Origin of the sequence: Citreicoccus inhibens (assembly GCF_019039035.1) — a bacterium.
Classification (GTDB): Bacteria; Myxococcota; Myxococcia; order Myxococcales; family Myxococcaceae; genus Citreicoccus; species Citreicoccus inhibens.
The window spans coordinates 85,411-111,415 of record NZ_JAHNZT010000008.1 but is presented as its reverse complement, the minus strand read 5'-3'; the positions used below and the strand labels follow the sequence as shown (position 1 = coordinate 111,415).

Below are 26,005 nucleotides of genomic sequence, written 5' to 3'. Positions count from 1 at the left end.
GTGGACAGCCACGTGAGCAACGCGAACATCAGCCGGCTCCGGGTGGGGACCATCACCCACGTGCGGATCTCCGGCGTCATCGACGAGACGTTCCCCCTGAACGCCACCAGCGCGGACCTCAATGGCCTGCTGGTGCTGGACCTGGGGCGCGTGGAGCGCATCAGCTCGTTCGGCGTGCGGCGCTGGAGCGAGTTCGCCGCGAAGCTGCCCGCGGGCGCGCTGGGCATGTACGTGGTGCACGCGCCGCCGGTGGTGGTGGATCAGCTCAACATGGTGGAGGGCTTCGCTGGCGTCACGCGCGTGCTGTCCGTGCTGGCGCCCTACACCTGCCGGACCTGCGCCGAGGACCGCCTGCGGGTGGTGAACCTGGTGGACGACGCGGCCGTGCTGGCCGAGGGCAAGGCCCCCGCGCACGCGTGCCCGGTGTGCGCCAACCCGCTGGAGTTCGCGGATCAGCCGAGCGAGTTCTTCGACTACGGCACCCGCCAGCAGTTCGGCACGGTGGACCCGGTGGTGATGCGCTACCTGCGGGCCAGCATGCCCGCGGAGCAGCCGGAGCTGGCCTCGCACCTGAAGATCATCCAGGACGACATCACGTACATCACGCTGGCGAGCGCGCTGAAGGGCGACCTCAACGTGCGCCGGCTGGCGTCCGGGTTGGAGGGCCGCGTCGCCTTCGACTTCAGCCACGTGAAGGTGGTGGAGCCCGAGGCGCTGGGCAAGCTGGAGCAGGTGCTGGAGACGGCGGCGCAGGGCGCGCAGGTGGTGATGTGCCGCGTGCCGCCTCCCGCGCTCGCGGCGCTGGCGCGCTCGTCCAAGCAGCTCCCCGCGCGCATGGCCACGCTGTGGCTGCCCTGCGAGTGCCGTCACTGCGGGCAGCTGAGCCACCAGCGCATCCAGGCCCACGAGTACCTGTCGCGGCTGCGCGCGCAGCAGTCCTTCGAGAGCGCGTGCCCCATCTGCGGTGGCAGCGCGCGCGTGCCCTCGATGCCCCAGCTCCAGGGGTTCTTGGGGCGCACGCCGCTGACGGACCGGCCGCTGGAGGACATCGAGGGGCTGGAGCCGCGCGCGCTCAGTCAGTACCTGTTCGGCACGGCGAACTCGGAGGGCTCGGGGAGCAAGCAGGGCGCCTCCACGGACATCTCCAATTCCCTGAGCGGCACGAAGCTGCAGATCCTGCGCCGGCTGGGGCAGGGCGGCATGGCCGAGGTGTTCCTCGCCAAGCAAGTGGGCGTGAAGGGGTTCGAGAAGTACGTCGTGATGAAGAAGATTCTCGCGCAGTTCGCCGAGAACCCCGAGTTCGTGGACATGCTCTTCGCGGAGGCGCGCGCCAACGCGCGACTGACGCACCCCAACGTGGTGCAGACCTTCGACGTGGGCGTGTCCGACGGCGTGGCGTACATCCTGATGGAGTACGTGCGTGGCCCGGACCTGAAGAAGCTCATCAACGAGCTGCGCCGCAAGGGCCTGGCGCTCCCGCTGGAGCACGCGCTGCGCATCGTGGCCGAGGTGGCCGCGGGCCTGCACTACGCGCACAGCTACGTGGACCCAGGTGGGACGCCGCACCCGGTGGTGCACCGCGATGTGAGCCCGCACAACGTGCTCATCTCACTGGATGGCGCCATCAAGCTGAGCGACTTCGGCATCGCCAAGGTCGCGGGCGAGGAGAACACGCAGGCGGGCGTGCTGAAGGGGAAGATTTCGTACATCTCGCCGGAGGCCGCGTCGGGGCGCCCGCTGGATGCGCGCAACGACGTGTTCGCGTTGGGCGTGGTCCTCTTCGAACTGCTCACCGGTCAGCTCCCGTTCCGTCGCGACCACGACGCGGCCACGCTGACGGCCATCGTGAGGGATCCGGCGCCGGTCCCCTCGCAGCTCAAGCCCGCGATTCCGCAGGACGTCTCGGACCTCATCCTCCGCGCGCTGGTGAAGGACCCGGCGCGGCGCACGCCTTCGGCCGCGGCGATGCGCGAGGAGATCGAGGCGGTGATGGCGCACCACCGCCTCAACTCGTCTCCGGCGGCGGTGGCGCAGTACTTCAAGGACACGCTGGGGGATCGGCTCGCGGAGTTCACCCCTGCCGCCGCCAGCGGGACCGGCAGTCATCCCCGGCCCATGCCGGTGGGGACGGGCAGCGGGAGCATCCCCTCGGCGAGCACGGGCTCGGGCGAGATGGCGGCGCCTGGAGGCCAGCGCGGCTCGGGCAGCGGTCCCCGGCCGGCGGTGACCGGCTCGGGCAGTGGCCCACGTCCCGCGACGGTGGGGACGGGCACGCCCCCGCGCCCGCCGACCACGCCGTCGGGGTCCTCGCGCGTGGCGGCTCCGCCCGCCCCCCCGCTCCCGGAGTTCGATGAGCTGGAGCCCCAGGATCGCACCGAGGTGGTGCCGCTCGACGCCGCGCTGACTCCAGCCGCGCACCCGGTGCCGCCGCGTGCTCCGGTAGCCGCGCCGCCGCGCCCGTCGAATCCGGGCCATGCGCCGGTGCGGCCCTCGGTCGCGGCGCCCGCCGTGGCACCCAGCGCCCCGCGCCCCTCGATGCCCGCCACGCCGGCGGTGGCGCCCGGTGCGCCGCGTCCTTCGTCCCCCGGGGCCCAGGTGGTGGCCCCGAGCACGCCGCGTCCGTCCTCGCCCGCGGCTCCCGCGGTGGCGCCCAACGTGCCGCGTCCCTCGGTGCCCGCGGCTCCGGCCGTGGCGCCCGGGGCGGCGCGCCCCTCGGCATCCGTCGAGCCGGTCGCGGCGAAGCGGTCTCCGTTCCTCTGGGTGGCGCTCGCGGCGGGTGGCTTGTTGGTGGTGGGCGGGGCCGCGGTGCTCTTCAGCGGTGGCCCCAGCTCGCGCTTCGTGGGCGTGGGCTCGGACGAGCATGTCTACGTCGGTGGCATGCGCGCGGATGATGGCGCGGTGCCCGGGGGCGAGGCGGGCTCGACGCTGTTCGTGTCCACGGCGATGGAGGGCAAGCTGCGCCGCTTCGGGACGACCCAGTCTCGGGACCACGTCGATGTGCGGACGCTGGCGGATGCGCCCGCGTCGCTGCCTGCGGCCACGGGGCACCTGACGATCCAAGCGGGTCCGTCCGGGTGCCAGGTGAAGGTGGGCGACGCGGTGTTGCCCACCCCGACGCCGGTGACGAAGGCGCCCATCGAGGCGGGGCGGGAGCTGAAGGTGCTCGTGAGCTGTGCCGGGCAGCCCGCTCGCGAGCTGTGGGTCATGGCGGTGCCCGGGCAGGAAATCACCGTCCCGGCGCGGACGCAGGACTGAGCGCCACCGTCGGGCGCCCCCGCGCCCGCCTCCGAAGGGTGCGTGACGCATGAAGGGCTGGTCCCTCTTCCCCCACGTCGTGGTGCGCACGACGGGCTTCCCGTTTGACTGGCTGGAACGCCTCGGCTGGCCCGAGGCGGTGGCCTGGGCGCGCCGCCTGGAGGCGGAGCGGCGCGCGCTCGACGCGCTTCGTGCGGAGGGGCCGCGCGTGAAGCGCCCGCCGCGCGCGGTGCTCGCGGCGCTGAAGGCCGGCCGTCCCGTGGACACCGAGGGGCTGGAGTCTCCCGAGCGCTTCGCGGCGTGGAACGCGCGAGCGGCCGAGGCCCAGGCGGCGGAGTCCGCTTTCGACGCCGCCGTGGTGCGCGAGCGGGACGCGGCCGATGCGGCGCTGGCGTCCTTCCGCCGCGAGCCTCGCTTCCTGGAGGCCATCGCCAGCTCCAGCCCGCCCGTGGCCAAGGACCTCCTGTCCGGCCGCGAGGGCGCGCGGCTGGAGCGTCAGGTGGCCAGCTACCTGCAACGGGTGTGCGCCAAGAACGAGACGATGGGCTTCTTTGGCCCCATCAACTACGGCGCGCTCGCCCCCGAGGCGGCGACGGGGGTCTCGGTGCGCTGGTCGGGCCCGCGCGTGCTGCGGGGGCGCAATACGTTCGCGGCCTCGTGGCTGGTGCAGGGGCTGGTGCGCGCCGTGGCGTTCGATCCAGACGTGGCGCCGTGGCTGGTGCTGCGCCGCAAGGCCTTCGCGGAAGTCCCCGGTCGCAAGGCCGCGCCCGCGCCCGCGAGCGCCGAGGAGCTGTTGCCTCGGCTGGTGGAGCTGGCGGATGGCACGCGGCCCCTGGCGTCGCTGGCGTCCTCGCTGGGCGTCGAGCCCGGGCTGGCGCGTGAGGCGGCCCGGCTCGGCTGCGACAAGGGATTGCTCACGCACCCGTTGGAAGTCCCCGCCGCCGCGCATCACCCCGTGGATGACCTGTCCGAGCGAGTCGCGGGCCTTCCGGGCGCGGCGTCTCGGCGTCATGCGCGTGGACTCGCGGCGCTGGCGGCGTGCATGGCCCGGTACAGCGCCGCCGATGCCGCCGCGAAGATGACGGTGCAGGAGGACTTCGCGCGGCTGGCCCGGGAGCACTGGGGCGTGGCGCCTCCCACCGCGCGCTCGGCCTCGGGGGAGGCGGCGAGAGGCGGCGCGGAAGCGCACAACTTCTACACGGACCGCCTGCCCCTGCGCGAGGAGTGCGGGGGAGACCTGCGCGTGTCCGTGAGCGGCGAGCGCGCGCGGGAGTTGGAGGCGCGGATGGTGCCCGCGCTGACGCTGATGGGCGAGGCGGCGCGGCGCACGCGCGAGGCGGCGCGGACCGCGCTGGCGGCTCGGCTGGGCGTGCGCACCGTGCCGTTCTGGAAGGTGGTGGCGGCGTATTCGGAGGGGCCGGTGCCCTTCGACACGAGCGTGAGCGACGCCCTGGCCCGGGCAGTCCCGGATGCCGCCGCGCGGGTCGTCGAGGTGGGCGGTGCCCTGGAGGTGGCGCCCCCGGTCGAGGCGCGCACGCTGCCGCTCGTCACGTCCGTGGACGTGCTGGTGGGGGCGGCGAGCGTGGAGGCCTGGGCGCGCGGCGACTACGAGCTGGTCCTGGGCGATGTGCACGACACGGCGCTCGTGTGGGGCTGGGCGCTTCAGTTCCACGAGGCGCGGGCGCGCGTGGAAGGGGACATGGTGCGCGCGCTGGCCACGCTGTCTCGGCCGGGGCCGCTGGTGACGGTGCTGGCGTCGCGGCGCACGGGGCTGCTGCCCGCGGAGCTGCCCGGGCCGGTGGTGGAGCTGGGGGGCGTGAGCGCGCGCGCCTCGGCGTGGCGGCTTCCGTTCGATGACCTGTTCGTGGAGAGTGACGGCAAGGGCGTGCGCCTCGTGTCCAAGCGCCTGGGCTCGGAGGTCTTCCTCCACAACGGCGAGCTGGAGAGCCCGGTGCACACCGCGTTCGCGCTGCCGCGGATCCGCCCGCTGCGAGTGTCGCTGGGGGCGCATACGCCTCGGCTGACGGTGGGCGGCGTGGTGGTGCAGCGCGAGCAGTGGCGCCTGTCCCCCGAGGAGCGGGAGGCGCTCCAGGGGGCGCGCGATGACCGGGCCCGGTTGCGCGCGGCGGTGGCGGTGTGGGACGCCAAGGGGATGCCGGACTGCGTGTTCGCCAAGTTCAAGGACGAGCGAAAACCCGTGTTGGTGGACGTGCGGAGCCCGGTGCTCCTGCGTGTCTTCCTCAATTTGTTGGAGCAGAAGGAAGAAGTCGTGCTGTCGGAGATGCGCCCCGGACCGGAGGCGCTCTGGTTACGCTCGGAAGAGGGGCGACACACCGTCGAGCTCCGATGCACGCTGTTGTGGGGCGCCGAGACGCCCGAGGTCCGCGAATGAACTTGCTCGTGCTTCCGCCCCATCGGGACGTGACACTGCGCGCCGAGGCGCCCGAGGGCTGGCGGGTCCTCGACGTGGCGCGTGACTACTGCCGCCGCGTCTTCGCTTCGGACTCCGTGGCCGCCGAGGCGGAGGCCCGCGCGCACGGGGCGCTGACCCCGCAGTCCTTGCGTGAGCTGCTGCTCCTGAAGGCCGCCCAGGCCTTGCGCGCCCGGGACTCGGACGCCGGGCACGGCACGCTGCGCGCCCTGGGGGCGGTGCTGACCGCGCTCTCGGGTGCGCCGAGCGAGGTGCAGCTGCGGCTCGACGACGTGGCGCTGCATGACGGCTCCACGGAGCGCAGCGAGGACGTGCTGCGCGCGCTGGATGCGCCGCTGCCGTACCAGGAGGACCTGGCGCGGGCGATCCAGGAGTTCACGGGCGCGACGCGCGTGCGGCTGTGGTTGGAGAAAGACCTCCAGCTGCCCGCGGCGGCGTGGCTCGCGCGCGAGTGTCCGCCCGATGTGGCCCTGGAGCTGGCGGGGCCCTTCGTCCATCTGCACCGCGCGGCGCTGGCGCGGCTGAGCCCCTTCCAGCGGGCCACCTTCCCCGAGGGCGGAGAGGTGCCTCGGTGGCGCGTGGCCGCGGGGCTGGACGCGCCCGACGGCGCCATGCCGGTGTGGATCCCCGACCTGATGGAGTTGGTCGTCGTCCCTCCGCCGGAGGAGCGCAAGGGCACGGACCTGGTGTGGACCGAGGCCAGCGTGACGGCGGGTGCGCCGCGCTGGCGTTTGGGGGCGCGCACGGCCAGCGAGGTGCGCGCCTTCACGGGCGGCGCTCCCTGGGCGGGACACGTGGCCCTGGGGACGCTGTTCCGCGCGGAGGCGCTGGTGGAGAGCGGCTGTCAGCTCGCGGTCGTGGGGTTCTGCGCCATCCGGGATGGGCTGGTGATTGATCCGCAGGGCAACGCGCTGTCAGTGGATTTCCTGCGCCGGGGCATGGAGCACCTGCGTCGCGCGGGCGTGTCGGTGGTGGCCGAGTGGTGGGTGGGCGCGCCGGCGGTGGACGAGGGGGCGCTGGAGCAGACGCTCGCGACGCTGCTGGCGGAGCCGCTGTTCGATTGGATCGCCGGCGTGCGGCCCTTCCACTGGGCGCTGGAGCGCGGGCCGGAGGCACGTCGGTTCGATGAGCGCTGGGTGCAGCCCGGCACGCCTCCCGCGGACCGAGACCTCGCGCGGAGCCGGCCCTTCGACGTCCCGGACACGTTGCGAGCCGCGCGGCTTCCAGAAGTCCTGTCCGCGCTCGCGCTGCGCCTGCTGCGACGCCAGCCGCTCAGCCCGGGCCGTGTCGCCGGGGCCTATCTGCGCGTGCCGGCACTCTCTTCCCCGCCGGGCAGCGAGGCGCGGGGGGCGAAGGTGTCCACCCAGGTGCGGCTGGACACGGACTGCGCGGTGGTGGACCTGCCCGCGTCGCTGGATGGCGTGGCGAAGCCCTCGTGGTACGCGGCGAACCTGCGCACCGGCAGCGTGCTCGCGCTGGACACGCGCCTCGCCCCCAAGTTGAGCACCCTGCTGCATGCGACCGAGGTCTCCGAGGCGCTCAGCGAGGTCCCCGAGGCCCACCGCGCGAAGCTGGTGGACGCGCTCGTGGGCAAGGCCGTGTTGGAGCGGGTGCACGCATGAGCGAGCGCTGGACGCTGGGCGACGTGTTCGTGCTGCGGCACGCGGGCTTTCCCTTCGACTGGCTGGAGGCGCTCGGCCTGTCCTCGGCGCTCCAGGCCGAGGCCGCGCGGCTGCTGGACGTCGAGCACGCGCTCGTGGACGCGGTGCGCGCCGAGGCGTCGGAGGCGGATGCGAACGCGCTGCGCGAGGCGCTGGCGCAGGGCCGTGAGCCGGCGCGCAAGCTGCGCGTGGGGCCGGAGCTCCAGGCCGCGCTCGTGCGGCATCGGGAGCAGCGCGCCGCCCTCCAAGCGCGCTATGCCGAGGAGCGCCAGGGGCTGCGCGCGCGGCTGCGCGAGCGGGCAGGGGACGCGGGCATCCAGGAGGCGGTGTTCCTCTCCAGCCCGGCCATGTTCGACAACGTGTGGCGCCGCTACCTGAGCGGAGATGCGCGCCCCGACACGTCCGATGCGCGCCGCGTGGAGCGGCAGGTGTACACGTACCTGCAGCGCTTCTGCGCGAAGAACGAGACGACCAGCTTCTTCGGCCCCATCTCCTACGGGGAGCGCACGTCCGAGGACGCGTTCGATGTGCGCACCGTGCCGAGCGGGGACACGCGCCGGCGCACGTTCTTCTCGTTCTGGGCCGTGACGGAGCTGGCGCGCGCGGTGGGCCGTGAGCGGACCCTGCGCCCGCATCTGCCGCTGCGCCTCAACCCCGTTTTCACGCTCACGCCGGGTCGAGCGGTCTGCGCGCCGCTGGGGCTGGATGTCCCGCTCTCGCAAGAGGCCGAGGCCTTGCTCGCCGTGCTGCGCGAGCATCCGACGCCCACGCAGGCCGCGAAGGTGCTGGGCGTCGCGGCGGAGGCGGTGGAGCGGCTCGCGATTCCGCTCGTGAAGGGCGCGCTGCTGTTGTGGGGCCTGGCCTTCCAGCCGAACGACTTCGGCACCTTCGAGAGCGTCCGCGCCTCGGTGGCCGCGCTGCCCGAGTCCGAGGCCCGGACGCGCTGGCTGGAGCGACTGGACGGACTGGAGCACCTGCGAAGCGAGTTCCAATCGGCGGACCTGACGGGACGGCGCGGGCTGTTGCCGCGCCTGGAGGCCCGCTTCACCGAGGTGACCGGCAAGCCCGCGCGCCGAGGTGAAGGACAGGTCTACGCGGACCGCCTGGTCATCTACGAAGAGGCCAGCTCCCCGTTCCGCCTGCGCTTCGGCCAGCGCTTCACGGAGGCGCTGGAGACCGCGCTGTCGGCTCCCCTCGCGTTGTCCGCGGCGTATGGCGAGCGGGTGCAGCGCGGCTTCCGCGAGCAAGTGCGCGACGCGCTGGGCCCGGATGAGCGCCCGGTGGACTTCCTCGACTACGCGGTGCGCCTGCGCCCGGACAACGTGGCCGGCAGCCGCTTCTCGCCGGTGCCGCCGGTGATGCTGGAGGAGGACGCCGCCCGCGCGCGCACGCTGCCGGTGGACTTCCTGGGCACCTCCGCGCCGGGAGGCCGCTATGCGCTGCCGGACGTGTGCCTCGCGAAGAAGGAGGGCGAGGGCTTCGAGGTGATGCTCGCGCGCGTGCACCACCACCTCCTGCTGTGGAGCTGGCTGGGCGCCTTCTATCCGGACCGCGCGCGCTATGCTGCGGTGGCGGAGCGCTGGCTGAAGGCAGACCCCGCGGCGAAGGGGCTGGTGGGCATGGCCATTCGCCGGCGCAACAAGGGCTTCTATGTGTTCCCGGGCCGGCGCCTCTTGTACTCGGTGTCGGACGTGCTGGACGTGGAGGAGGGCGCGCTGACGCCGGCGGCGGTGAAGGTGCTGCCGACGCGCGAGGGCCCGGTGCTCGTGGACGGGAAGGGCGAGCGGCTCTGGCTCTACATGCCGCTGGACGACTTCTCCTCGTACCCGCCGTTCGCGGCGTTGGCGCATCCGCAGGTGCTGCACGCGCCGCTGCGCACGTCCGGCAGCCACCTGCCGAGACTGAGCGTGGGGGGCGCCGTGTACCAGCGCGAGCGTTGGGAGTTGCCCGCGGAACGGCTCGCGAAGGTGACGGGGTTCGACCTCTTCCTCGCGGTGCAGCGTGAGCGTCGCGCCAAGGGGTGGCCGCGCTTCGTCTTCATGCGCACGTCGAAGGAGCGCAAGCCGTACCTCATCGACACGGCGAGCCCGTTCGCGCTGGACCTGTTGTCGCATCTGGCGCGGGAGGCGGAGCGCCTGTCGCTGGAGGAGATGTATCCCGCGCCGGAGCAGCTGTGGCTGAAGGATGAGCGCGGGCGCTACACCTGCGAGCTGCGCATGCAGTTCACCCGCGCATAGCGCGAGTCAGGGCGTCAGGGCGCGGGTGAGGGCCTGCCTCACCGCGGCGCGGACCGGCGCGGGCACGGCGTCCCCGGGGATGCGACGACACAACGACACCGTGCGCTGGAGCGAGTCACATGCGTCCGAGCAGTTGGGACAGGTGGCGAGGTGCTCCTCCAGGCGGACGCAGGTGGCCTGGTCGATGTCCCCCGCGGCGTCCTGCGCGAGCACGTGGGCCAGCTCGGGACAGCCGTTACCGGTGTCCACGGTGCTCTCTCCGAGGAGCGTGGTCAGGTCCTCGCGCAGCTGGTTGCGCGCGCGGTGCAGGCGGCTCTTGAGCGCCCGCACCTCGATGCCCACCACGCGCGCGGCCTCCTCGGCGCTCAGCCCCTCCACGTCACGCAGGATGAGCGCCTCGCGGTAGGTGTCCGGCAGCGCGAGGATGGCCGTGTGCAGCACCTCGCCGAGCTGCCGCGCGTGCGAGGCCTCGTCCGGTGTGCGCTCGGACGAGGGCACGTGCTGGGCCCCGGGCGCATCCAAGGGCTCGTGCTCCACGGGGGCACCGGCGCGCTGCCGGCGGGCCCGCAGGCAGTGCGTGCGAGCGACCTGGTAGAGCCACGTGGACAGCTCGGCCTCGCCGCGGAACGCGTGGATGCCCTGGAAGGCGGCCAGCAGCGTCTCCTGGAGCACCTCGCGCGCCTGCTCCTCCGAGCCGCACATGCGCAGGCCGAAGCGGTACACCTGCTTCTCGTGCCGGCTGAGCAGCTCCTCGAGCGCCCGCGTGTCCCCCGCCTTCGCGGCCTTCACCAGCTCCATGTCGCTCTTGTCGCCCATGCCCTGTCGCCTCGAAGTCTGGGGGCGCCGCGCCCCGGGGTGAATCCTTTTCCGGCCGCTCTGGCTCTCACGGGTCGGAGGTTCCTGGAATGATTTTTCGCCAACTCTTTGACACCGAGTCTTCTACCTACACCTATCTCATCGGGGATCCGCTCTCACGCCAGGCCGTCCTCATCGACCCCGTGCTCGAGCAGGTGGAGCGCGACCTGCGCCGCGTGTCCGAGCTGGGGCTGAAGCTGACCCACGTCTTGGATACCCACGTCCACGCCGACCACGTCACCGCATCCGGCGTGCTGCGCGAGCGCACGGGCTGCGAGGTGGTGGGCGGGGACGGGGGCGCGCCCTGCGCCAACCGCCACGTCAAGCACGGTGACACCCTCCGAGTGGGAGCGCTGTCGTTCCAGGTGCTCGCGACGCCGGGCCACACCGACGACAGCGTCAGCTATCTCCTGGGCGACCGCGTGTTCACCGGCGACGCGCTGCTCGTGCGCAGCAACGGACGCACCGACTTCCAGAACGGCAACGCGGGCCAGCTCCACGACTCCATCACCCGCGTGCTCTTCGCGCTGCCGGATGACACGCTCGTCTTCCCGGGCCACGACTATCAAGGCCACACGGCGACGAGCATCGCCGAGGAGAAGCAGCACAACCCTCGGCTGGCGGGAAAGAGCCGCGAGGACTTCATCCAGGTGATGGAGAACCTGCGGCTCCCCAACCCCAAGAAGATCCACCTGGCCGTTCCCGCCAATCGCGAGTGTGGACGCCTTCCTTCCACGCCGCCTTCCCCGTGAGTGCGCCCATGACGACCGCTCTCTACCAAGACGTCACCCCCGCCCAACTCGGAACGCTGGGCCCCGAGGTCCGCCGCATCGACGTGCGCGAGCCGGACGAGTTCGTGGGCCCGCTGGGCCATCTGCCCGGCGCGGAGCTCGTCCCGCTGGGGACGCTGGAGTCCGCGGCGGCCTCATGGCGGCGGGACGCACCGCTCCTGCTCATCTGTCGCTCTGGCAAGCGCTCGGTGAGCGCCGCGCGGGTGTTGGCCGCCCAGGGCTTTGTTTCGCTGTACAACCTCGCCGGCGGCATGCTCGCCGTGCGCGAGTCCTCCTGAGTTCGTCATGCCTCTTCTGGGATTCACCCTCGCGGCGCTCATCGGCCTGTCGCTCGGATTGTTGGGCGGTGGCGGCTCCATCCTCACGGTGCCCATCCTCGTGTACGTGCTGGGGTTCGACCCCAAGCAGTCCATCGCGATGGGCCTGGCCGTGGTGGGGATGACGAGCCTGGTGGGCGCCGCCAGCCACTGGCGCAAGGGCAACGTCCGGCTGCGGGCCTCGCTGCCCTTCGCCGCGCTGACCATGGCGGGCACCTACGCGGGCGCGAGGTTCTCCGTGCACGTACCGGGCGTCCTCCAACTCGTCCTCTTCGCCATCATCATGCTGGTGGCCGCGTTCTTCATGTTCCGCAACAGCCGCGCGGACGCCGCCCAGGGCGCGGAGCGCGCCGAGGGCGGACGCCCGGGCAACATCCCGCTCCTGGTCCTGTCCGCGCTGGGCGTGGGCTCCATCACGGGGCTGGTGGGGGTGGGGGGCGGCTTCCTCATCGTCCCCACGCTCGTGCTGCTGCTCGGCCTGCCCATGAAGCAGGCGGTGGGCACGAGCCTGCTCGTCATCGCGCTCAACTCGTTCGTCGGCTTCGCGGGCTACCTCGGGCACGTGGTGGTGCCCTGGGGCTATCTGGCCGGCTTCACCGCGGTCGCGGTGGTGGGAATCCTCGTGGGCACATGGGCGTCCCACTTCGTGTCCCAGGCGTCGCTCAAGCGCGCGTTCTCCGTGTTCCTGGTGGTGATGGGCGCGGGCATCTTGATGAAGAACCGCGACACGCTGGCGCGACTGGGCGGAGCTCAGCCGGTCACCGCCACCGCGCCCGCGCCGGCCGCCGCGGCATCCTCCACTGTCCCCTCGCGCTGAGACGCGCGAGGCTCTCCCTTGTCACTTCTTCGAGGATTCACCTTCATGCATCCGTTTCTCGCCGCGCTCGCGGGCGGGGCCCTCATTGGCCTCTCCGCCTCGCTCCTGCTGCTGTTCAACGGCCGGACCGCTGGCATCAGCGGCATCACCGGAGGACTGCTCGCGCCGGTCGCGGGCGAATGGGGCTGGCGCGCGGCCTTTGTCGGAGGACTCGTCGCGGGTGGGCTCCTCTTGCGCTCGCTCGCGCCGGGGTTGCTGGGCGCGCCCATTGTTTCGGGCGCGATGCTTCCGGTGGCCGCGGGCCTGCTCGTGGGCTTCGGCACGCGGCTGGGCAATGGCTGCACCAGCGGCCACGGTGTCTGCGGCCTGGCCCATGGTGCTCCGCGCTCGCTGGCGGCCACGATGACGTTCATGGCCGCCGGGGCGCTCACCGTCTTCGTCGTGCGTCACGTCCTGGGAGGTGCGGCATGAAGGCCGGACTCATGGCGGCGCTCGCGGGGCTGCTCTTCGCACTGGGCCTGGGCCTGGGGGGCATGACGGACCCCGCCAAGGTGGTGGGCTTCCTGGACTTCTCGGGCGCGTGGGACCCGTCGCTCGCGTTCGTGATGGGCGGCGCGCTGGCGGTGCATGCGCCCCTCCAGTGGCTCATCCGGCGGCGTCGCTCGCCGGTGCTCGCCTCGGAGTTCCCGGCGCGCTCCAAGGCGCGGGTGGACGCGCGGCTGGTGGGCGGCGCCGCGCTGTTCGGGGTGGGCTGGGGCCTCGCGGGTTACTGCCCGGGGCCCGCGCTGGTGTCGCTGGCCTCGGGAACGCGGACGGCGCTCCTGTTCGGCGCGTCCATGCTCGGAGGCATGCTCCTCTTCCGGCTCGTGGAGGGGATGCGCGCGCGCCGCGCGGCCGGACTGGTAACGTCCTCGTCCTGAGCGCGTGCCCCACGGAGGGGCACCGCGGGACGAGGGCCGGACCGAATGGAGCGAGGAACCGACGTCGTCATCCTGGGCGCGGGCGTCGTGGGACTGTCGGCCGCGCGGCGGCTCGCGGCCCTGGGCGCTCGCGTCACCGTCCTGGACGCGGTGGAGCCCGGAGGCCGGGGCTCGCGCGCGGCGGCCGGGGTGGCCATCCCCTCCATCCGCTTGTTCGATGATGGGCCCATGCTCGCCTTCGCCCGGGCGGGCCGCATGCTGCTCGCCGAAGAGCTGGCCACGCTGCCAGACAGCGCGCAGCTTCGACGAGGGCAGGGCATCCTCCGCGTGACGCCGGACTCGAAGAGCCGTGACGCGCTGGCCGAGTCCGCCGCGCGCGACGTCGAGGGCCTGGGCACCTGGGTGGACGCGGTGAAGCTGGCCGAGCTGGAGCCGGCGCTGGAGGGCACGCCGCTGCTCGGCGCCTTCGTGTCCGAGCACGGCCACATGGTGGACACCGAGGGCTACCTGAACGCGCTCCTGCACGAGGCCCTGCGCGCGGGCGTCCGCCTGCGGCTCGGTGAGTCCGGGCGCTCGCTGTCGGAACAGCACGGCCGGGTCCACCTGCAGACGGACCGCGACGTGCTGAGCGCGGAGCACGTGCTGGTCGCCGCGGGCCCCTGGTCCACGAAGATTCCGGGCGTGCCGGGGCTGCCGCTCAAGCCCCTGCGCGGGCAGATGCTGGTGGTGCACGCCCCGGGCTTGAAGCTGTCGCGGGTCGTCTCGGGCTCCACGTACCTGGCGCCGTGGCGCGCGGGCGAGATTGTCGTGGGCGCCACCGAGGAGGACGCGGGCTTCGTCGAGCAGGTGACGCCCGCGGGGCTGCTGCACCTGAGCGCCACCGTGGCCAAGCTGGCGCCCCGACTGCGCGAGGCCCGCTTCGTGCGCGCCTGGGCCGGGCTGCGCGCCGCGACGCCCGATGGCCGTCCCTACCTGGGGCGCTTCCCCGGCATGCGCCAGACGTACGTCGCGACGGGGCTGGGGGGCCAGGGCATCCTCACCGGCGCGCTGGCGGCCGTCGCCCTGGTGGACCTCATCACGCAGGGCCGCAGTGAAATCGCGGCCCCGTTCGATCCCGCGCGGCTCGCGGGCTGAGCGCGGCGGGGTCCGCGCCCCGCGGCCTCAGTACAGCGTCACCGAGTCGAACGGACGGTTCAGCTTCGTGCGCGCGCGAGGCAGCACGGCCTGGACCGCCTGGGCGTCACCGCTCGCGAGCGCGTCCAGCAGCGCCTGCGTCTGCTTGGGCCAGGTGCTGCTCGCGCGGGCGCAGCGCACCGCCTCGCTCCAGTCCGAGCGGCCTCCCGCCACGGCGAGGCCCGCCACGCTCTCCGCTGTCTTGAGCGGCTCGCCGATGGCGCGGGCCTGCTCCTCCGCCTTGGCGAACCAGTCCACGGCCTCGGCGGCCCGGCCTTCGTCGAGGAACAAGCGCCCCAGCTCCGCCGCGATGACCTGCCGGTGGAACGCGTCCTGGAGCTGCTCCGCGCCCGCGTAGGCCTCGATGAAGTGCGTCACGGCCGCGTCTCGCTGACCCGCCGCCAGCTCCAGGCCCGCGAGCCGGTAGCGGTGGTGCTTGGCGAAGTTGACGCCCCAGTTCTCGCTGATCTTCTCGAAGCGCCGCCACGTGGCGATGGACTCCGGGAGCTGCCGCGCCGTCTCCTGGAGATAGCTCGCGTTGGAGATGAGGTTGATCTTCAGGTGCGTGGCGCTGGCGTCGTGCAGGTCGCCCACGCAGCGCATGGCGAGCTTCTCCTCCACCAGCGCCTTGTCCAGCCTGCGCTCGGAGAACCACGTCAACGCGCACACGTTGCGCAGCCACCCCTCCTGGAGCGCGCGGTCCGCGCTCGTGCAGCCGGCCAGCGCGGCCAGCCCCGCCTCCACCTCTTCGCGCGCGTTCGGGAGCTGCCCGAAGCGCTTGGTCAATGTCAGCGCTCGGAACATCCGCAGCCGCGCCACCATCTCGGGGGGCAGCCGGCACTCCAGGCCACGCCCGAACGCCGCCATCGCTTCGTCATGCGCGCCGGTGTACACGTGCACCACGCCCAGGCTGCGCTCCAGGAGCGCCCGCAGCTCGTCGCCGTCGCCCAGGCTGCCTCGGTCAATCTCGATGGCCGGCGTGGCGAAGCCCGTGTCCAGCCGCTCCCACGCCGCGGCCACGCCCTGCGGCGAGGCCCCGTCCGCGCCCGTCCCCAGCAGCGCCAGCCCCTGCTCGGCCGCGAGCGTCGCGCCCTCGTAGTTCGAGGTGAAGAAGCAGGCGCGGATGGCCAGGATGGCCGCCGCCACGCGCTCCTCGCGCGACAGCGACGCGTCCACCACGAGCTGCAGGTAGCGCCCCTCCAGGTCCACCGCGGGCTCCAACTGCCGCGAGGACACCACGCCCAGCCCCTGCGGGCTGGCCGTCCGCATGCGCTCGCACAGCGCCCCCAGGTAGGCGCGACGGCGGGGCTCGAAGCACTCGGCGCCGTAGGGGCGCCGCACGTTCCAGTCCGTGAGGACCACCGTGCCTTCCAGGCCCTCCAGCCGGCCCCACTCGGCGGCGCGCATCACCGCGCGCAGGCTGACGAGGTCGCACTCTCCCGCGCCGTGGATGACCAGGGGCCGCCCGCTGGCGCGCAGCGCCGCCACGATGGCCTGCGCCGCCACGGTGAGGATCCAGAACACCTGCTCGGATTCGCGGTGCAGCCGCCGCTCGGAGGGACTGAGCGCGAGGTCGCCGAGGTCCGGGGCCCCGTCGATGGCGCCCGGGAAGAGTCGATTCCACTCCGCGGGGCGGGCGCGAGCCAGGGCGCGCACCGGCTCGGGCGCGGCATCCTCACAGGCGCGGAGGATCTTCCGAAGTCCCCCGAAGGCCACGGGCAACGCCATGCCCGCGTCCACTTCGATGGCGCGAGAAGGAAGGGAGGACGGACTGCCCCCGGCCACGGACACGGCCAGCGCGCGGCTCACGGGGACACCCAGAACGAGAGGGGGGCGGAACGGAGGGGGAGATCGAAGACGTCGCGCACGGACTGCTCCTCGAGGACCGGGGTGGGGAGCGCCCCCGGCCCGCGCAGTGTCTCATCTCCTGAGGAAGTGACGCAAACGAACCCGGTGCCCGGCCGCGTCACGCGGTGCGGGGGAGCGCCCGGGCGTGGTGGAGGATGAGCCTCGGCAGCCACCCATTGAGGGTGCGACAGCGCCGCAAGGTGGTCGCGTTCATCTCCTTGTACGGCACGCCCCGCGCGCCCCGGCCGAAGTAGTGGAGCACCCAGGCGTTCTCCAGGAGCCAGGCAATCTGGTCCTCGGACAGGCGCAGTTCCCCCGTGAAGCCGCTCTCCGAGGGCCAGTTGAGCCGCCCCGTGGGCAGCGCCTCCACCGCGAAGCGGCGCGAGTCGATGAGGCGGTTGCAGACCGTCTGATCCGTCCAGTGATCCCACACCAGCTCGGGCACGGCCTTCATGGCCTCCAGCCACGCGGCGGCGAACGCGTCCCCGGGCGGACTGGCGCACACGCCCGCGCAGCGACGCCGAGGGTCCCAGCACTCTTCGCCCACGGTGAAGCGCTCCACGGCGGGGAGGGGGCGCAGGGTGAGGGTGTCGAACGCGTCCAGGTACCACCCGCCATGGCGGAACAGCGCGAGCGCCCGCATGCGGCGCGCGGCGATGTCCACCCGCGTCGTGCCCAGCGCCTCGAAGTGCAGGGCCAGATCCTCGAAGCGCACCGAGGGCAGCAGGGGTTGATACAGGGCGAGGGCCGAGGCGTCGCACCACGCGCGCACGGTCGCCTGCGGGTTGTGGGCGATGGCCGAGCGGACGGCGGCGATGGCCGTGGGCCGCAGCGGGCCTCCGTGGAAGCAGAACAAGAGGGAGGGAGTCATGGCGCGGCACCCTGCGAGGCGGAGGCACCCAGCGCCGCCCGTCGATAGTCTTCCCACTCACTCCCCATGAGGGAGCGCAGCGCCTCGGAGGAGTGCGGGTGCCAGAAGCGATGGTGGATGCGCTTGGGATCCGCGTTGGCCCCGTGGATGAAGGCCACCAGGATGGAGGCGTCCTCCACCACGCACAGCCGCCGACGCGGGTCGCTCCACAAGAAGCGCGCGTCCTCTCCGACGTTGATGTCTGGGAAGGGATTGCGGCGCCAGAAAGACTTCTCGTAGCAGAGCGAGTTGCCCGCCACCCAGGGACGGCGCCCTTCGGGATACACATACTGCCAAGAGCGATCCGCCAGGGGCTGATGATAGTAGACGCGGGTGAGGCCGCAGACCTCCGCGCCGCTCTTCTTCAAGCACTCGACCTGCCGAGAGAGCCGTTGCGGCGAGGACCAGTCATCGTCATCCCAGTGCACCACCACGTCGCCCGCGGCGGCCTGGCACGCGAGGTTGCGCTTCGCCCCGATGGTCTGCCGCCGGTCCAGGCGGATGTACCGCACGCGTGAGTCTTTGGGCACGAGGTCCGCGATGGCGTCCTGTCCATCGTCGAGGATGAGCAGCTCCCGTCGAGGCCAGTCCTGCGCGAGGAACGTGCGGAGGGCCAGCGGCACGAACGCACGCCGCTCATGCGTGGGGAGGATGCAGGAGACGAGCGGGCCCTCGGACGTCACCCGCGGAGGGGCCGCCTCGGTGCGCGGCTCGGGCCGAGGTGGAGCCGCGGGGCGCGCGACCCGCTTCTGGAGCACGACGAGGGTCTCCGCTTGATGCACGCGGATGAAGCGCCCTTCGCGCAGCACCTCGCGCACGAGCCGCTGCACGCCCGGGAAGTAGTCCGCGCAGTCGTGGAAGGCGACGAGCCCGCCCTCCACGAGCCAGGGCTCCAGGTGATGGAAGTCCGCCGAGGCGCTGGCGTGGTCATGAAGCCCATCCACCAACAAGAGCCCGATGGGTTCGCTCCACGGCACGCAAGGCGCGGGGGCCACGTGGACCCGCACGCGTGAGTCCAGTCCGGCCATCCGCAGGTTGCGCGCCAGGGTGTCTCGCGTGGGCGCCAGGTTCTGGAGGCCGCGCTGGCGGTCGCCCACCACGCCGTCGCCCGGATCAATGGCATGCACCGGCGCGGACGTCCCGAGCGCCTCGGCGACCCGGCCCAGCACCACCGTCGCCTTGCCGCAGTAGCTGCCCACCTCCACGAGCGCGGGCGCGCCGGGCAGCGCCTGGATGGCGCGCGCGGCGGCGGCGATGAGCAGGTCCGCCTCCACGTCGGAGAGCCAGCCCTCCAGGCGCCGCATCTCCGCGAGGATGGGCCAGGTGAGCAGCAGGCGCGGCGCGGGCTCGGCGGGCGTGGACGGCGCGGTGGCGGTCGCGAGCGGGTATCCGCCGAAGTGGTCCCGGACCTGGGCCCGCAGCGGGTCATCGTGCTTGCGAGGAATGGGGTGTGCCCAGAAGACGGTCGGGTCCGCCAGGGCCGCATCGAGCTGCGCACGCGAGTAGCGCACGCGGTACTTCACCACGTCATACCGGCACGGGTTCTGGAGGACCGGATACCCGAGGAGCGCGACGAGGGTGGGGAAGAGCACCTCCTCCGTGGCCCAGATGCGCGAGCGGCGCAGCGCCTCTTGCAACTGCGTGTCCGAGTCCCACAGCGCGACCAGGTCCTTGGCCGCCGCGGCGGTGAAGACCGTCGCGGGCCAGAAGGTCCAGTGGACGAACTTCGACTCGCCGTCGGGGAACTTGCGCAGGAAGGGGCGCCACAGGTCCAGCTCGCGGCGCGCATTCACGGCGGGCGCGGCGTTGGCGCCTGGGCCCTGGGGTGTCTGGATATTGCCCAGCAGCCCCGCGCCCGGATGCTCCGCGAGGAAGCGCGCCAGGAACTCCGAGTAGCTCGGGCGCAGCCCCAGTTGATCCGAGTCCACGATGGTCATCGTGTCGAAGGGCTCGTGCTGGAGTCCGAAGCGGAAGCAGTCGAGCGCGAAGTCGTGGAGCCAGCCCCACTTCATGGGACGTGGGGTGGGATGGACGACGGCGTTGTATTGCTCCCACGGAAAGTCTTGCAGGAGCGCCGCGTCCTGACCGCCGTTGTAGAGCAGGATGCGCGAGCCTGGATCCAGGTGGTGCAGGTTGCTCACCAGGTCGATGACGCACTCGCGTTGTTCGTGCACGAGACAGGCGAAGGTATTGCGCAGCATGGGCGTCCTCGCGTGGGGGCCGGCTTCAGTCCAACTCGTCGTGGTCCACCGCGCCGTGCAGGGAACTCATCGTGAAGATGACGTGCAGCGTCGCGCGCGCATGGGCGTCATCGGGTGCGAGCCTGCTCGTGTGGTCGTCCACCAAGGCTTTCAACGTCCCCGGCGGAAAGTCCTCGCCCATGGCGAGCCGACGAAACCGGTGAAAGTGCTTCGCATGGCAGAGGTCCTCTTCGTGTCACGACCAGGAGCGATAGCGCAGGGTGTGGTCATCCCCGCCCGAGAACAGCTCGCTTCCGTCAGGTGTGAAGGCAATGTCCCAGACGCGGCGCTTGTGCTCCTTCTCGTTGTAGAGAAGGGCTCCGTCCTTGAGGGATTGGACCCAGACCGCGCCCCCCAAGGTCCCCATGGCGATCTGCTTTCCCGAGGGGGCAAATCGAACGCTCCAGAAGACGGTCAGTTCGTCATTGAAGGTGTCGGGCAGATGCCGCTTGCGGGTCTTGAGATCCCAGACGAACAGTCCGTGAGCATGCGACTCCAGACACGCCACGTAACGCATGGTGGGATCGAATCCCAACCACCGCCCGGAATCAGGCGCGGTCTCTAGCCGGTGGGTGGGGCGTTTGCCGCCGACCTTGTAGAGCAGGACGACACCACGCTCCGAGCCCACGACCGCGACGGTTTCGCCATCCGGGCTGAGGCAGCCGACGAGGGGCACCTCGAGCAGTTCTTGGGCAGGCTCCAACTCCCAGATGAGTCGTTGTTTGGCGTCATCCCAGACATGGAGCCGCTGGCCTCCAATGAGGACGCGGTCACTCGCTCGTGCGTAGTCCAGCCACTGGATGTCGGGATCCTCGAGCGGGATGTCCCGCGTGCTCTTCGTGGCCAGGTGATAGACGCTGGCCCGCTGACGCGTATCCGTGAACGCGACCTTCGAGCCATCCGGAGACCAGCGCGCCCAGAGGACATTCTCGCCTGTCCCCACGTCGAGAGTGTGGGTGACGTTCTGGGTGACGAGACTCATGAGGGTGAGGCGCTCCTGTCCGATGGCCAGTTGCTCACCTCGCGAGTCAACATCGATGCTCTGAATGACTTTCTTGTTGGGCAGGCGAACTGTCCGAGAGCGGGTCGGCATGTGCGGCCTCAATCCAGCGGTTGGTCTTTGTCATCCAAGAGCGGCTTCCCGTCGATGCGGAGCGCGTTGGGGATCCCACCTTCGGCATAGACACTCGTGAAGGTCGATGCCAGCTCGGGCCTGTCCCCGAAGTGATGGCCGAGGCCTCCCTTGCTCGCATTCGCCGATGCCGTGAGCAGTTGGAAGTTGGTGGGGTCGATCGTGGCGCGCCAACGTGCATCGTCGCCGCTCTTGTACCCACCGTTCTTCCAATGCTGCGCGAGCGGACGAATGTGATCGACCTGATGGTCGACTTTGCGGACGTACTTATCGTCCAGCGTGCCCTTGTCGTAGCGCTTCTCCGCCGCCGCGGGCAGCAGGTCCGCCGCGATGAGCGCCAGAACCTGGGTCTTCTTTTTCGTCGTGACGTAGGTGTTGACCTGCGCGACGAGCGTCTTCTTGGCGGAGTCGTGGAAGTCTTGGCGCGCGGACTTCCAGCCACTGCCTCGCTCGTAGAGCTTCGTCCGCACCGGATAACCAGCGGGCAGCTTGCGAACCGCGGGAGGTCCCGCGAGGACCGCATCGAGGGCTTTGATGCCAAGGCCGCCCAGCTTCAGGAGGTCCGCGATCACGGGCGCCAGGCGCGTGTCGATGAACTGCTGGAATCGCAGCTTGAGGTCGCCACGCTTCTTCCCGGTGCCCTCTGCGTCCCAGGCCTTCTTGATGGTCTTCTCGTCCGCATCCGAGGCGGCTTTGCTGAGGACCGCCAGGATCTCGCTCTTCTGTTTCTTGGAGCGCTTCGTGTCTTTCTGAACCTCCGTCGTGGCCGCGCCGATGGCGGGGCGAAGCCTGCGTTCCAGGGAGCTTGCCATCGTGATGACGAGTTCCCCGTTCTCGGTGTTGACCGTGACGGTATGCCCCTCGCCCGCCATCGAGACGGGCTTCTTGATCCTCGCCGCCGGCAACTCCGCCGATTGGGAATCCGAGTCCTGCGCCTTCTTGCCGCTGACGCCGAAGAGCTTCTTGACCCACTCGAAGGCCTTCTTGAGCCAGTTGAGGACGGCGGCGCGGACCTTGGTCTGCACCTTGGTGATGAACTCGCGAATCTTGGCGGAGATGCCGCCCAGGCCGATGAGGCGCGCGAGGAAGCCGATGACAATGGGGATGAGGTTGCCCAACGCCTGCTCAATCCAGTCCGCGGCGCCGCTGATGGCGCCGGAGGCAATGGCGTGCAGGGAGTTCACGATGGCTTCGATGAGGGCGAGGATGCGGGAGGCATTCTCGATGACCCACATGACGACGTTGTAGATGGCGAGGACGGCCTGGATGAAGGCGCCGGCCGGGTTGAACAGGGAGACGACCTTGGCGACGGCCTGCTTGACGATGGTGTCGATGAGCCAGGTTTGAATGGCGTCAATGACCATGGCCTTGAGGTTGGCGAGGTCGTCCTTGAGCTTCTCCCAGAGGGCCTGGGGCCCGCCCTTGAAGGTGACGGAGATGTACTCGACGAGCTTCTCGATGAGGGCGACGTTGCGCTCGCCCACCAGCTTCACGGCCTCGCCGCGCATCCAGGCGTAGGTGAGGCCGAGCACGTCGAGCACCAGCTTGAGGACGGACCAGACATCCAAGTCATTGGGGACTTGGATGCCGGCCTCCGCGAGAGAGCCGAACAGCCACTTCATGAAGCCGCGCTTGAGGTGAGTCCAGATGTTGGCGACGAACTGATGGAAGCCCTGCTTGATGGCGGCGAGCAGGTTGCCCAGGAAGCCAATCGGGTCCTTGAGGATGAGCATGATGGCGTCGGCGCCCTTGCGGAGCACACCCATCAGCTTGTCTTTGAACTCGGCGATGATGCGGATGACTTCCGCGATGGCGTCGACGAGGCCCTTGAGGGCGCCCTTGTTCTCATCCTCGAGCTTCTTGAGTGCGGCGTCGGCCTTGTCGTGGGCTTCCTTGTATTTCTGGGCCAGCTTCTGAGCGAGGTCGTCCTTCTTGGCGTCGATGCCGCTGCGGAGCTCGTCGAAGCGGCTGGCCATCTCCTGCTGTGCCTGGCGCCCGACGGACTGCAAGTCCCTGGGGAGGCTGTCCACGTAGGACTTGATGGCGGCCTGGCCCTTGTTGACCTCGGCCTTGGCGTCGGAGAGTCGGGAGTCGACGGTGGAGGAGATGCGGACGGCGAGCGCATCCATCTTCGAGCCGAAGCGGGTGCGCGCGGCGCGGAGGATGACTTTGATTCCCTCGGGGACGTCGCGGAAGAGGTCGGCAATCCACCGGCCCTTGCCGAGGATGCCGGAGTAGCGGTCATCCTTGTACTTGTCGATTTCGCGGTTGGCGTAGGACTTCATGTCCGAGAGGGCGGCTTCGGCGCCCACGTCGAACATGCGCATGACGTCGGATTCGAGGGTGGAGAGCTTCGTCTCCACCTTGAGCTTCGTCTGCTGGTACAGCTTCTCGATGGTGTCGGTGACTTCCTTGCGCCGCGCCTCGTCCTTCTGCTTGGCGAGCAGCTGGCGAGTCTTGACTTTGGAATTGCCAGACACCTTGACGGCGGCCATCTGGCCGAGGCCCGCCTTGCCGTCCGAGGAGGCCTTGGCGACGGCCTGTCCCAACGTGGCCTTCTCGCTGGAGGTGTACTTGGAGGGAGCGGCGGTAGCGACCTTCTCGACGTTGGCTTTGGCGGAGAGGACGGAGGAGAAGCGCGAGTCATTCGCCTTGGAGAGTTGCTGAGGCGTGAGGTCCGCGTCCTTCATCTGCTGGGTGGCGTCCTGCTTGGGCTGCTGGAGGGCCTGGACTTGCGCGTCGGGGCGTGGCGCGGGCATGGCCTCGCCGGCGGCGACGGGCAGTTGGGCCTCGGCGGGCTCGACAGGCATCGCCTCGGAGGCGCGAGCGGGGACCGCCCCGGTGTCGGGAGGGGCGGCCGTGGCCTGCTCGGTGGGGCCCGCGGCGGTGTCCTTCTGCTCCTGGACGCCTCCGGCGACGGCGCCCTTCACCTGGGCCGTCTCGTTGCCCTTCATGAACTTGTCGGCGTCGTCGAGATTCTTGGGCATCACCTTCTCGATTTCCGCGCGCAGCAGCGCGAGGAAGCCGTTGGGCTCTGCCTTGGGGGCCTCCGCCGACTTCATGGCGTCGACTTGGTTGGCCTGGGCGCCGGCGCTCCGCTCATTCGGCGGAGACACGGCGGCCTTCTGGGCCTCGGAAGCCTTCTGCGACGCGGGAGGGTGCTTGCGAGTCTTCCTGGCGCTCTTCTCCAGTTGCTCGATGACTTTGCGGAACTTGGGGTCCTTCTGCGCGTCACCGCTGACCTTCACCGCGGCTCCGCCCGGAGCGTCCGCGGACGTGGCGCCGCCGCCAGCGCGCGCGGACGCGCCACCCGAGCGGGCGGGGGCGGATGCTCGTGCAGCGGCTCGGGTGGGGGCGGCCATTCGCGTCGTTCCTCGATTCAGCCGCGCAGGGAGGTCGCGCCAGCGCGACGCAGGGGACAGACGTCTCCGGCCTTGCGATACTCGCGATGCACGCCAGCCTCCAGATGCGCCGAGCCCAGGGCCGCGCCTTCCTCCAGGGCGAGCAGGGACGCGTGCAGGACGGCGTTTCGTATCTGCCCGCCACTCAGGTCACACCGCATGGCCACCTCACGCAGCAACGTCACCTCCACTGTGTGCGCGGCGGGCAGGTGCATCTGCCAGATGGCCCAGCGCTCGGTGGCGTCGGGGGCGCGGAAGTCCACCACCACGTCCATGCGCCGCTGGAAGGCCGGGTCGATGGCCTCCGATGCGTTTGTCGTGACGAGGAGGATCCCCTCGAAGGACTCGATGCGCTGGAGCAGATAGTTCGTCTCCAGGTTGGCGTAGCGATCCGTGGACGAGCTGACCTCGGTGCGGCGCGCGAAGAGCGAATCGCCCTCGTCGAACAGCAGCACCACGTCCAACTCCTCCGCGAGCGCGAAGATGCGGGAGAGGTTCTTCTCGGTCTCGCCGATGTACTTGTTCACCACGGAGGACAGCTCGACGCGGTACACGTCGAGTTGGAGCGCCGAGGCGATGAGCCGCGCCGCCAGGGTCTTGCCCGTGCCGCTGGGGCCCTGGAAGAGAGCGCGCACGCCCGAGGTGAGCTGTCGCGCCAGGGAGTCACCCACGGTGGCGCCCAGTCGTTCGCGGCTCCGACAGCGCGCTTCCAGGTGGCGCAGCTCGCGCATCGTCTCGTGGCCCACCGCGAGCTGACCCCAGTCACCCGTGGAGGACAGCCGCACCGCGAGCGTGTCGAGCGCCTGCCGATTCAGTGCGCGTCCTGCCTCGCGTACGTCCTCGGGGAGCACCGCCTCGCGTCCGGCCAGGGCGGCCTGCGCGAGCGCGAGCCGGGCCGCGCGACGGATGTTGCCGCGCGTGTAACGAAAGCGTGCGCCCAGCTCTGAGAGCGCGGGGCAGGGGCGGCCCGCGAGCGCTCGCTCCCAGTGCCGAGTCCGCTCGTCCGGAGCGGGCATGTCCACCGACAGCGTCAGGGCTCGCTCCACGCCCTCGCCACCCACGCCCCCCAGGCGCCCGAGCACCGCGCAGAGCGGCCCGTCCAAACCCGCCAGCCGAGGCACCTCGGCGGCCTCGCCCGGGGCTGGATCGAGCACCGCGATAGGAAGCGCGTGGAGCAGCGTGGCCAGCGGGCCAACCAGTTGCCAGCGGGCATCATCGCGCGTCTGGGGGCCTTCAATCTCCAGGACCCCACGGCCGAGCGCACTGGCCACGCCGCGCAGGAGCGTGCGGCGGCCGTTGTGCCGAGGTCCCCGAATCACCACCGCGCGCACCTCCCCCGTGGCGAGCAGCGCAGGCAGTCGCTCCAGGGCGTCCATCAAGTCCGCGGGAACGAGGAGGGGCTCGTCTCGCTCCAGAGAGCAGAGGGGGTGGTACTTTAACCAGGGCGTCGGGGTCTCGGCGGTCTCCCCGCGCAGCGCGTCCCAGATGACTCCGGGCACGTGCAGCGCCCACTCCGAGCGGGGTGCGTCGCGATTGACGACCTCCACGAGCCCCAGATTCATCAGGCGCCGAAGGGCGGCGCGTGTCTCGCCTCGGTCTTCCTCGGCGCGCCAGCAGGCGTTGAGAAAGCCCAGGGTGGGGCGGTGCACGGTGGGAGTGCCCTGCATCACGGCGAAGAAGGCACCGAAGCGCGCGTCCTCCTCCACCATGCCGGTGGCGAGCAAGAGGGTCAGGGCATCGAACTCCAGGCCCGAGGCCTCGCGCAGTGCGCGAAGGGGCAGGTGCCCGGCGACGTCTGACTCCCAGGTGGTGAGGACCTCGGCCCACAGGCGGGGATCGGTGTCCATCTCCGGCGCGTCCATCCCCAGCTCGACCAGCTCCTGTCGGTAGGCGGAGAGGAATGGGAAGCGCGTGAGCACGGACTCCGCTCCGCCGAGCACGCGTGACGCCTGAGCCAGCATTCGTGCGGTGGCCGCGAAGAAGTGGAGCTTGAAGTGTTCGAGCGTGTCGGACATGA

At 71.2% G+C, this 26,005-nt stretch carries 18 protein-coding genes; 10 read left to right on the top strand and 8 right to left on the bottom strand.

The features are described 5' to 3' along the window. Genes KRR26_RS12845 through KRR26_RS12830 form a run of 4 tightly spaced genes read left to right on the top strand, consistent with a single transcriptional unit; the run spans position 1 to position 9,584 of the window. A complete protein-coding gene (locus tag KRR26_RS12845; protein WP_217079947.1) occupies positions 1–3,255 on the top strand; it encodes a serine/threonine-protein kinase in 3,255 nt (1,084 codons plus the stop codon). A 49-nt stretch (positions 3,256–3,304) separates the two neighbouring features. Further along, complete coding sequence (locus KRR26_RS12840; protein WP_217079946.1) at positions 3,305–5,647, top strand: lantibiotic dehydratase; 2,343 nt, start codon at positions 3,305–3,307, stop codon at positions 5,645–5,647. Next, positions 5,644–7,308, top strand: a complete 1,665-nt coding sequence (locus KRR26_RS12835; RefSeq protein WP_120208860.1) for a hypothetical protein — start codon at positions 5,644–5,646, stop codon at positions 7,306–7,308. Before KRR26_RS12840 ends, KRR26_RS12835 begins: the two co-directional genes overlap by 4 nt. Then, positions 7,305–9,584, top strand: a complete 2,280-nt coding sequence (locus KRR26_RS12830; protein WP_217079945.1) for a lantibiotic dehydratase — start codon at positions 7,305–7,307, stop codon at positions 9,582–9,584. Before KRR26_RS12835 ends, KRR26_RS12830 begins: the two co-directional genes overlap by 4 nt. A gap of 6 nt (positions 9,585–9,590) precedes the next feature. Here the strand turns inward: KRR26_RS12830 and KRR26_RS12825 are convergent, their stop codons facing one another. Next, a complete protein-coding gene (locus KRR26_RS12825) occupies positions 9,591–10,400 on the bottom strand; it encodes a sigma-70 family RNA polymerase sigma factor (protein WP_120208863.1) in 810 nt (269 codons plus the stop codon). Between the two features lie 89 nt (positions 10,401–10,489). On the opposite strand from KRR26_RS12825, the gene KRR26_RS12820 reads away from it, so the two are divergent. From KRR26_RS12820 to KRR26_RS12795, 6 genes are read left to right on the top strand one after another with little or no spacing between them, the layout of a single operon-like run. Then, entirely contained in the window at positions 10,490–11,191 is a 702-nt protein-coding gene (locus KRR26_RS12820) for an MBL fold metallo-hydrolase (RefSeq protein ID WP_217079944.1), read from the top strand. Between the two features lie 8 nt (positions 11,192–11,199). Then, positions 11,200–11,508: a rhodanese-like domain-containing protein gene (locus tag KRR26_RS12815; protein WP_120208866.1), complete on the top strand. Its 309-nt coding sequence runs from the start codon at positions 11,200–11,202 to the stop codon at positions 11,506–11,508. A 7-nt stretch (positions 11,509–11,515) separates the two neighbouring features. Next, complete coding sequence (locus KRR26_RS12810) at positions 11,516–12,364, top strand: sulfite exporter TauE/SafE family protein (protein WP_120208868.1); 849 nt, start codon at positions 11,516–11,518, stop codon at positions 12,362–12,364. Between the two features lie 45 nt (positions 12,365–12,409). Next, positions 12,410–12,835: a YeeE/YedE family protein gene (locus KRR26_RS12805; protein WP_120208870.1), complete on the top strand. Its 426-nt coding sequence runs from the start codon at positions 12,410–12,412 to the stop codon at positions 12,833–12,835. Beyond that, positions 12,832–13,284 carry a DUF6691 family protein gene (locus KRR26_RS12800; RefSeq protein ID WP_120208872.1) on the top strand — a complete coding sequence of 151 codons (453 nt, stop codon included), beginning with the start codon at positions 12,832–12,834 and terminating at the stop codon, positions 13,282–13,284. The genes KRR26_RS12805 and KRR26_RS12800 overlap by 4 nt, the downstream gene beginning before the upstream one ends. Positions 13,285–13,329: 45 nt before the next feature. Beyond that, positions 13,330–14,418, top strand: coding sequence for an NAD(P)/FAD-dependent oxidoreductase (locus KRR26_RS12795; RefSeq protein WP_217079943.1), 1,089 nt, complete (start codon positions 13,330–13,332; stop codon positions 14,416–14,418). 27 nt (positions 14,419–14,445) lie between these two features. Here the strand turns inward: KRR26_RS12795 and KRR26_RS12790 are convergent, their stop codons facing one another. The 7 genes from KRR26_RS12790 to KRR26_RS12760 all read right to left on the bottom strand — a co-directional run bounded on the left by KRR26_RS12790 (position 14,446) and on the right by KRR26_RS12760 (position 26,003). After that, positions 14,446–16,266 (bottom strand): tetratricopeptide repeat protein, encoded by a 1,821-nt coding sequence (locus KRR26_RS12790; protein WP_233577339.1) that lies wholly within the window; start codon positions 16,264–16,266, stop codon positions 14,446–14,448. Positions 16,267–16,423: 157 nt separating this feature from the next. Continuing rightward, positions 16,424–17,176: a glycosyltransferase family 32 protein gene (locus KRR26_RS12785; protein ID WP_217079942.1), complete on the bottom strand. Its 753-nt coding sequence runs from the start codon at positions 17,174–17,176 to the stop codon at positions 16,424–16,426. Then, entirely contained in the window at positions 17,173–19,416 is a 2,244-nt protein-coding gene (locus tag KRR26_RS12780; RefSeq protein ID WP_217079941.1) for a glycosyltransferase, read from the bottom strand. Before KRR26_RS12780 ends, KRR26_RS12785 begins: the two co-directional genes overlap by 4 nt. 25 nt (positions 19,417–19,441) lie before the next feature. Then, entirely contained in the window at positions 19,442–19,597 is a 156-nt protein-coding gene (locus KRR26_RS12775; RefSeq protein ID WP_217079940.1) for a hypothetical protein, read from the bottom strand. Between the two features lie 54 nt (positions 19,598–19,651). Next, a complete protein-coding gene (locus KRR26_RS12770) occupies positions 19,652–20,548 on the bottom strand; it encodes a WD40 repeat domain-containing protein (RefSeq protein ID WP_217079939.1) in 897 nt (298 codons plus the stop codon). Positions 20,549–20,556: 8 nt separating this feature from the next. Beyond that, positions 20,557–23,949 carry a phage tail protein gene (locus KRR26_RS12765; protein WP_217079938.1) on the bottom strand — a complete coding sequence of 1,131 codons (3,393 nt, stop codon included), beginning with the start codon at positions 23,947–23,949 and terminating at the stop codon, positions 20,557–20,559. Positions 23,950–23,966: 17 nt separating this feature from the next. After that, positions 23,967–26,003, bottom strand: a complete 2,037-nt coding sequence (locus KRR26_RS12760; protein ID WP_217079937.1) for an ATP-binding protein — start codon at positions 26,001–26,003, stop codon at positions 23,967–23,969. Between the last annotated feature and the right edge of the window lie 2 nt (positions 26,004–26,005).